The organism is Streptomyces sp. NPDC006265, assembly GCF_040613555.1.
Taxonomy (GTDB): Bacteria; Actinomycetota; Actinomycetes; order Streptomycetales; family Streptomycetaceae; genus Streptomyces.
Map to the genome: position 1 here is coordinate 1 of NZ_JBEXSH010000629.1, position 5466 is coordinate 5466.

Here is a 5466-nt window from a genome sequence, read left to right on the forward strand (position 1 = left end):
GTGGTCGTCCTGGGCGTCGACCGCCTTGACCACGCGATCGGTGAGGGCGGCGATGTCGTCCCGGTGCCCGGGCGCACGCAGCAGCTGCACGCCGAGACCGCTCAGTCCGCCGCCCAGCGACAGGTCCTCGGTGCGGTGCGCCGCGTCGAGCGCCCGCTCCAGGCACTCGTCCGAGAACGCCGGGTCGAGGTCCTCGGTGGCGAAGGCGATACCGGCGAGGCCGTTCCAGAACCCCGGCGGCAGGTCGTCGGCGGCGCGTACGCGATCCCGCAGCCAGGCGAGGTCGGCGGGGTCCGGCGTACGGCCCGCACGGTGCAGCGACCACAGCATGCCGGCCGCGCCGTACCCGAGGCCGAGACCACCGGAAGGGTGGAGGAACTGCCGTACGTCGCCGGGGAAGAGCCGGTCCTCGCGCTCCGGGGTACGCCAGTGACGCATCCGGGCGGCGAGCGCGTCACCGGTGAACGCGTCGGCGCGGTCCGGCCGTTCACCCGTCGAGGTCGCCGTCACCGTCTCGGCGTCCCAACCGAGCTGCTCCTCCATCCCGTCGAAGTACTCGGCGGGAACGCCGAACTGCTCGCAGGCAGCCGCGCACAGTTCCTTGGCACGGTCGGGGCCGAGCGAGAGCAGCCGGGTCAGCGGGACGAGCAGGGCGATGCGCATGGCGCCCAGGGCGAACAGGTCGACGGCCGTGCCCCGGTGGCCGAGCGGGGCACGGAATCCGAAGACACCCATGGTCTGGGTGTAGTCCGTGACGTCGCGTGAGGCGTTCTCGAAGTCGATGAAGTGGACCCGTTCGTCGGCGTCGACGATGAGGTTGTTGGGGTGCAGGTCGCCGAAGACCCAGCCGCGTTCGTGCATCGCGGCCACCGACTGTGTGACCCGGCCGAGCAGTTCGCCGACCCAGAGGGCGTACTCGTGCGGGGTGAGGGCGCTGTCAGGGTTGACCAGGGGGTTGCGTGCGCAGGCCAGGTCCATGAGGGACTTACCCTCGACGTACTCCCGGCCGAGGAACCTGTGCTCGACACCGTCGACGTAGGCGTCCACGGCCGGTACGCCGGGCAGGCCCGCCAGGTCGAGGAGAGCCTCGTGTTCGCGGTCGAGTCGGGCGGGCGCGTCCCTGCCGCTCTCGTCCAGGCCGCAGTGCGGGCGGGCTTCCTTGAGGAGGATCGTGCGGCCCGGTGTGTCGGCACGCTCGGCGAGGTAGACGCCTCCGCCGTTGGAGAAGTGGACGGCCTCGCGCACCCGGTAGGGGAAGTTCGAGAGCCGGCGCCCGGCCCGCAGCGCCAGCGACTCCTCGAGGACGGCGGGGACGGGGGCCCACTTCGGCGGGTGAAAGCCGGGGCGCCGCTCGTCCGGCACCAGGTTGCCGTCCGGGTCCTCGATGCACTCGACCAGCCGCCCGCTCGCGTCGGTGATGCGCCGCGACACGAACGCGCCGTAGCGGGTGTACAGCGGGCCTTCGCCAAAGCGCAGGTCGGAGAGGATCGCCGGGCCCTCCTGGCCGCCGACGCGCTCGTCCAGTTCCCGCAGGGCGGTGGTGAACGCCTCGTCGGAGGGCGGGTAGAGGGTGATGAACTTGCCGCTGCCACCGCGGTCGGCGTACTTGCTGTTGCGCCGGGTCAGGGTGTGCGGGCTGGAGAGCGCCTTGAACGGCAGGGACCGCTCCAGGCAGTACGCGGAGACCTCCCCGAGCAGTTCCTCGGCGTTGCCGATGGTGGCGCTGACGTGGATCTTCCAGCCCTGCCAGCGCATCGGCGCCGCGTCGCTCGACGAAGGGGTGTACATGACCCACTCGGTGCGCACCTCGCGCGTCCAGTCGTCCGGGGCCGGGGCCTGGTGCAGGCCGAAGAGGGTGCCGGGGTCCTCGGTGTCCCGCTCCTCGTAGAAGAGGGAGGTGGGATGACAGAACTGAAGATACGTCAGATACATTCCGGGGTTCCGGTTTCTGCTGTCAGTTGAACGGAGCGGCGAAGGGCTGCACGAAGCGCTCGTACGCCCACCGTGGAAGCGAAACGGACCGGGGGTGCAGCCGTACGCTGCCCTCCTGGGCCTTCGGGATGTCCTGCACCCGCAGCGTGTACCAGCGGCCGGGTACCTTCACCTGGTCCGCGTCGACCGGGACGAGGCCGGTCAGCGGCACCATCGACTCCCCGCGCAGCGGGGCGACGACCGTGGCCTCGCCCAGCGGGCGGCGCAGGATCAGTCCGGCCTCGACCAGCTCCACCCGGTCCCCGGCGCGCACGTCCCGGCCGTCGGGGCCGGTCGGCACGGTCAGGACCACCTGTCCGCCGTCGGTCACCCGGTAGGCTCCGATCTGTGTGGTCGTCACGTGGACACGGCTGACGCCGAACACGACGGCGGCGATCACCAGGGCCAGGCCCAGCACCCGCAGGGGCCGGGGGCGGGTGCCGCGCAGCGACCGCGCCAGGCCGAAGAGCGCCTTCCCCACGACGACGGCAAGCAGCCCGGCGATCGAGGTGGAGAGAGTGAGCCCGAAGTAGCCGAGGGACAGCAGCGCGTCCAGCCACTGGCCCAGACCCCGAACCACCAGCAGGACCGGCGTCACCAGGCAGGCTACGCCGAACCAGGGCAGCCAGGCGGCCTCGCCGTCCCGGCTCCCGCCGCGCGCGGTCGCCTCGCCACGCCCGGTGGCCCCTGTGAGCAGGCCGGTGAACCGTTCCCGCAGTGAACTCAGCGCGTCCGCGCGAAGGTTGGGGTGGTCGAGGTAGCTCATCAGGGCGATGTAGCCGTCGAGCTTCACGAACGGCACCAGGTTGATGACCGCCGCCGCCGCGTTCACGAGGGAGAACAGCATCAGCATGTCACCGGCGGAACCGTCGCCCGCCAGCCCGCTCGCGCATGCGGCGGCGCCGCTCGCGCCGAGCTGGACGAAGATGCCGGCCATCGCCACATGGGCGCGTTGCCGGTGGTTGAGCCGCCACGCGTCCGAGACGTCGCAGAACATCGCGGGTGACAGGTAGAAGAACATGACACCGAGTCGGCCGGGCCGGCCTCCGTAGTGCGCCAGCAGGCAGGCGTGGCCGAGTTCGTGCGCGACGGTGGTGACCGAGACGGCGCCGAGGATGACCAAGAGCATGGTGAGCGAGACGGGGCGGCTCAGCACCTCGACGGCGTGGGCGCTCCGCCCCACCAGGACGAAGGCCCCTGTGACGGCGAGCAGCGCGACGGACGCGCCCAGGGTGCGGGGCGAGGCGAGGCGCAGGCGGTTGATCAGCCGGGCGAGGCCCACTCCGGACCGCAGCACGGTGAACTGGAGCGTGAGCGGTGGGACGTATTTGAAGCGGCCCGTGCTCCGGCGTGGAGGCGGGCCGTCCTGCGGCCGGGCGACCAACTGGGCCTTGTCAAGGGCTTGGAGGCCCTGCCGGACGGTCTCGGGGGTCCATGGGCGGCCCAGGCCGTCGGCCAGTTCCTCCACGTCGTGGGCACCGTCGAGACGGTCCGCGAGCGAGGCGAGGTCGGCGCCGATCCGGAAGTACTGGTGCTCCCCGCGCTGGAGTACCCAGGGCTCCCCGTCGGCGACCGGTGGGTGCACCTGGACACCGTCGGTGAGCCGGGCCCGCTCCAGGTGGGACGTGCTGTCGGCGGCGGCCGCCGGGGCCGGCGCCGTGGGGCGCCGACGCAGCAGTCCGGTCCGGCCGCTCACGCGACGTCCTTGCCCAGGAATCTCGTTCTGGCGATCACGCCGAACAGGACGATCCACAGCAAGGAGACGCCGACCGCGGCGCCCACGGGCAGCAGGTCGGGCTTGTGGTCGCGGTAGACCGAGCTGAGCGCGATGGTGAAGAGGAACTGGGCTGCCTCCGGGACGAGCCGCTGTACGGCGGGCTCCACGCCGACGACCAGGATGACGATGGCGAGCACGGTGAGGGTCTGCTTGCGGACGATCCAGCCGGCCATCAGCCCCCACGGGCCGGCCAGCATCATGCAGCCGCCGACGCCCAGCAGCGTCTTGGTGGTCTCGGCCGTCCAGGCCAGGTCCGTTCCGCCGCTCGAGGCGAGCAGGACGTTGACGGCCGCGCCGGCCATCGCCGTCAGCGCGAAGCCGGTGGAGATCAGCACGGCCGCGGCGAGTTTGGCCCGGAAGACCTCGGCCCGTCCGCCGTAGAGGAGCACGGCGCGGGCCGCGGTGCCCTGCGCGAAGTCCCGGGTGACGACCAGGGCGCAGCTGATGGCCGAGAAGAGCAGCATCATCATCCAGGCGCGGACGATGTCGTCGGTGACGGCGCCCGAGGCCACGGCGGCCGCGTCGGTGCGGCCCTCCGCGTAGTAGCCGTAGCCGGTCAGGGCGCACCACAGGAAGCCGCCGACCAGCGCTCCGAGCATGGCCCGGCCTGAGCCGGCCTTCAGCAGTTCGGCCTGGGTGTGGCGCACGAGTGCGGCAGTGGACACGGGCGTTCAGCTCCCCGCTATCTCGAAGAAACGGTCCTCGAGCGACCTGGCGCCGCCCTCGGTGAAGTCGGTGAGGGTGCCGGTGTGGACGATGCGGCCGCCCTCAAGGAGGAGGACGTCGTCGACGGTGTTCTCCACCTCGGCGAGCTGGTGGCTGGAGACCAGGACGGTCCTGCCCTCGGCGGCCTGGTCCCGGATGAAGCGCCGGATCCAGCGGATACCGTCCGGGTCGAGACCGTTGGCCGGTTCGTCCAGTACGAGCAGTTCGACGTCCGGGGAGAGCAGGGCGGTCGCGATCCGCAGCCGCTGCCGCTGGCCCGTGGACAAGGCGGTGCAGCGCTGGCGCTCCTCGCCGGTGAGCCCGACCAGGTCGACGAGTTCGGCGATCCGGGAGCGGCCGACGCCGAGGGCGCGGGCCCAGATGGCCAGTTCGCGGGCGACGGTGGTGCCGGGGTAGAAGCCGATGGCGTCCATGGCGACGCCGACGCGGCGCGCGTTCTGCGGGCCGGGCGGGCCGCCGAGCACCTCAACGGCTCCGGCGTCGGGGGTGACGACGCCGAGCAGCGACTTCAGCAGCGTGGTCTTGCCGGCGCCGTTGCGGCCGAGCAGGCCCACGACCCGGCCGGGACGCGCCTCGAAGCTCACGTCGGTGAGCACCTGGCGGGTCCCGAAGCTCTTGTGCAGGCCTTCGGCCCGGATGACGGAGCGGTCAGCTGTCACGGTTCGTCAGCACCTTGACGAGGGCGCCGAGGGACCCCGTGGCGGCCAGTAGGCCGACCACCAGGACGCCGTAGTACAGCCAGCGCGTCCAGGAGTCACCGACGAGGAGGACCGCGATCACCACGGCAGCCGCCACGAGTGCCAGGACGGCCAGCAGGGCGGGGTTCTGCGTGGCCGGTGATTGCCCGTTCATGATTCTCCAAGCTGTTGTGTGGGGGGAGTTGGTTCGGAGGGGGGAGGGCCGTGGGGGGGGGCAGCGCGGGGAGCCCCCACAAAAAAAATAACAAAGGGTGGCGCAAAAAGGGGGAGAGCGGAGAAAAGCAAGAAATTCGC

General features: G+C 71.7%; 5 protein-coding genes. All 5 read right to left on the bottom strand.

Annotated elements, in window-relative coordinates:
* On the bottom strand, positions 1–1932 hold a 1932-nt coding region (lanKC, locus tag ABZ281_RS35855; protein ID WP_356662245.1), incomplete at its 3' end, for a class III lanthionine synthetase LanKC.
* A 22-nt stretch (positions 1933–1954) separates the two neighbouring features.
* Complete coding sequence (gene mpaP, locus ABZ281_RS35860) at positions 1955–3667, bottom strand: daptide biosynthesis intramembrane metalloprotease (protein ID WP_356662246.1); 1713 nt, start codon at positions 3665–3667, stop codon at positions 1955–1957.
* The gene (locus ABZ281_RS35865) at positions 3664–4413 is read right to left on the bottom strand and encodes an ABC transporter permease (RefSeq protein ID WP_356662247.1); all 750 of its coding nucleotides are present in this window, start codon (positions 4411–4413) and stop codon (positions 3664–3666) included. Before ABZ281_RS35865 ends, mpaP begins: the two co-directional genes overlap by 4 nt.
* Positions 4414–4419: 6 nt before the next feature.
* Positions 4420–5133 carry an ATP-binding cassette domain-containing protein gene (locus ABZ281_RS35870; RefSeq protein WP_356662248.1) on the bottom strand — a complete coding sequence of 238 codons (714 nt, stop codon included), beginning with the start codon at positions 5131–5133 and terminating at the stop codon, positions 4420–4422.
* Positions 5123–5326 carry a hypothetical protein gene (locus tag ABZ281_RS35875; RefSeq protein ID WP_356662249.1) on the bottom strand — a complete coding sequence of 68 codons (204 nt, stop codon included), beginning with the start codon at positions 5324–5326 and terminating at the stop codon, positions 5123–5125. The genes ABZ281_RS35870 and ABZ281_RS35875 overlap by 11 nt, the downstream gene beginning before the upstream one ends.
* Positions 5327–5466 lie beyond the last annotated feature (140 nt).

Excerpts from the sequence above, each read along its gene's own strand:
- ABZ281_RS35875 (WP_356662249.1), bottom strand. The coding sequence starts at position 5,326 with ATGAACGGGCAATCACCGGCCACGCAGAACCCCGCCCTGCTGGCCGTC.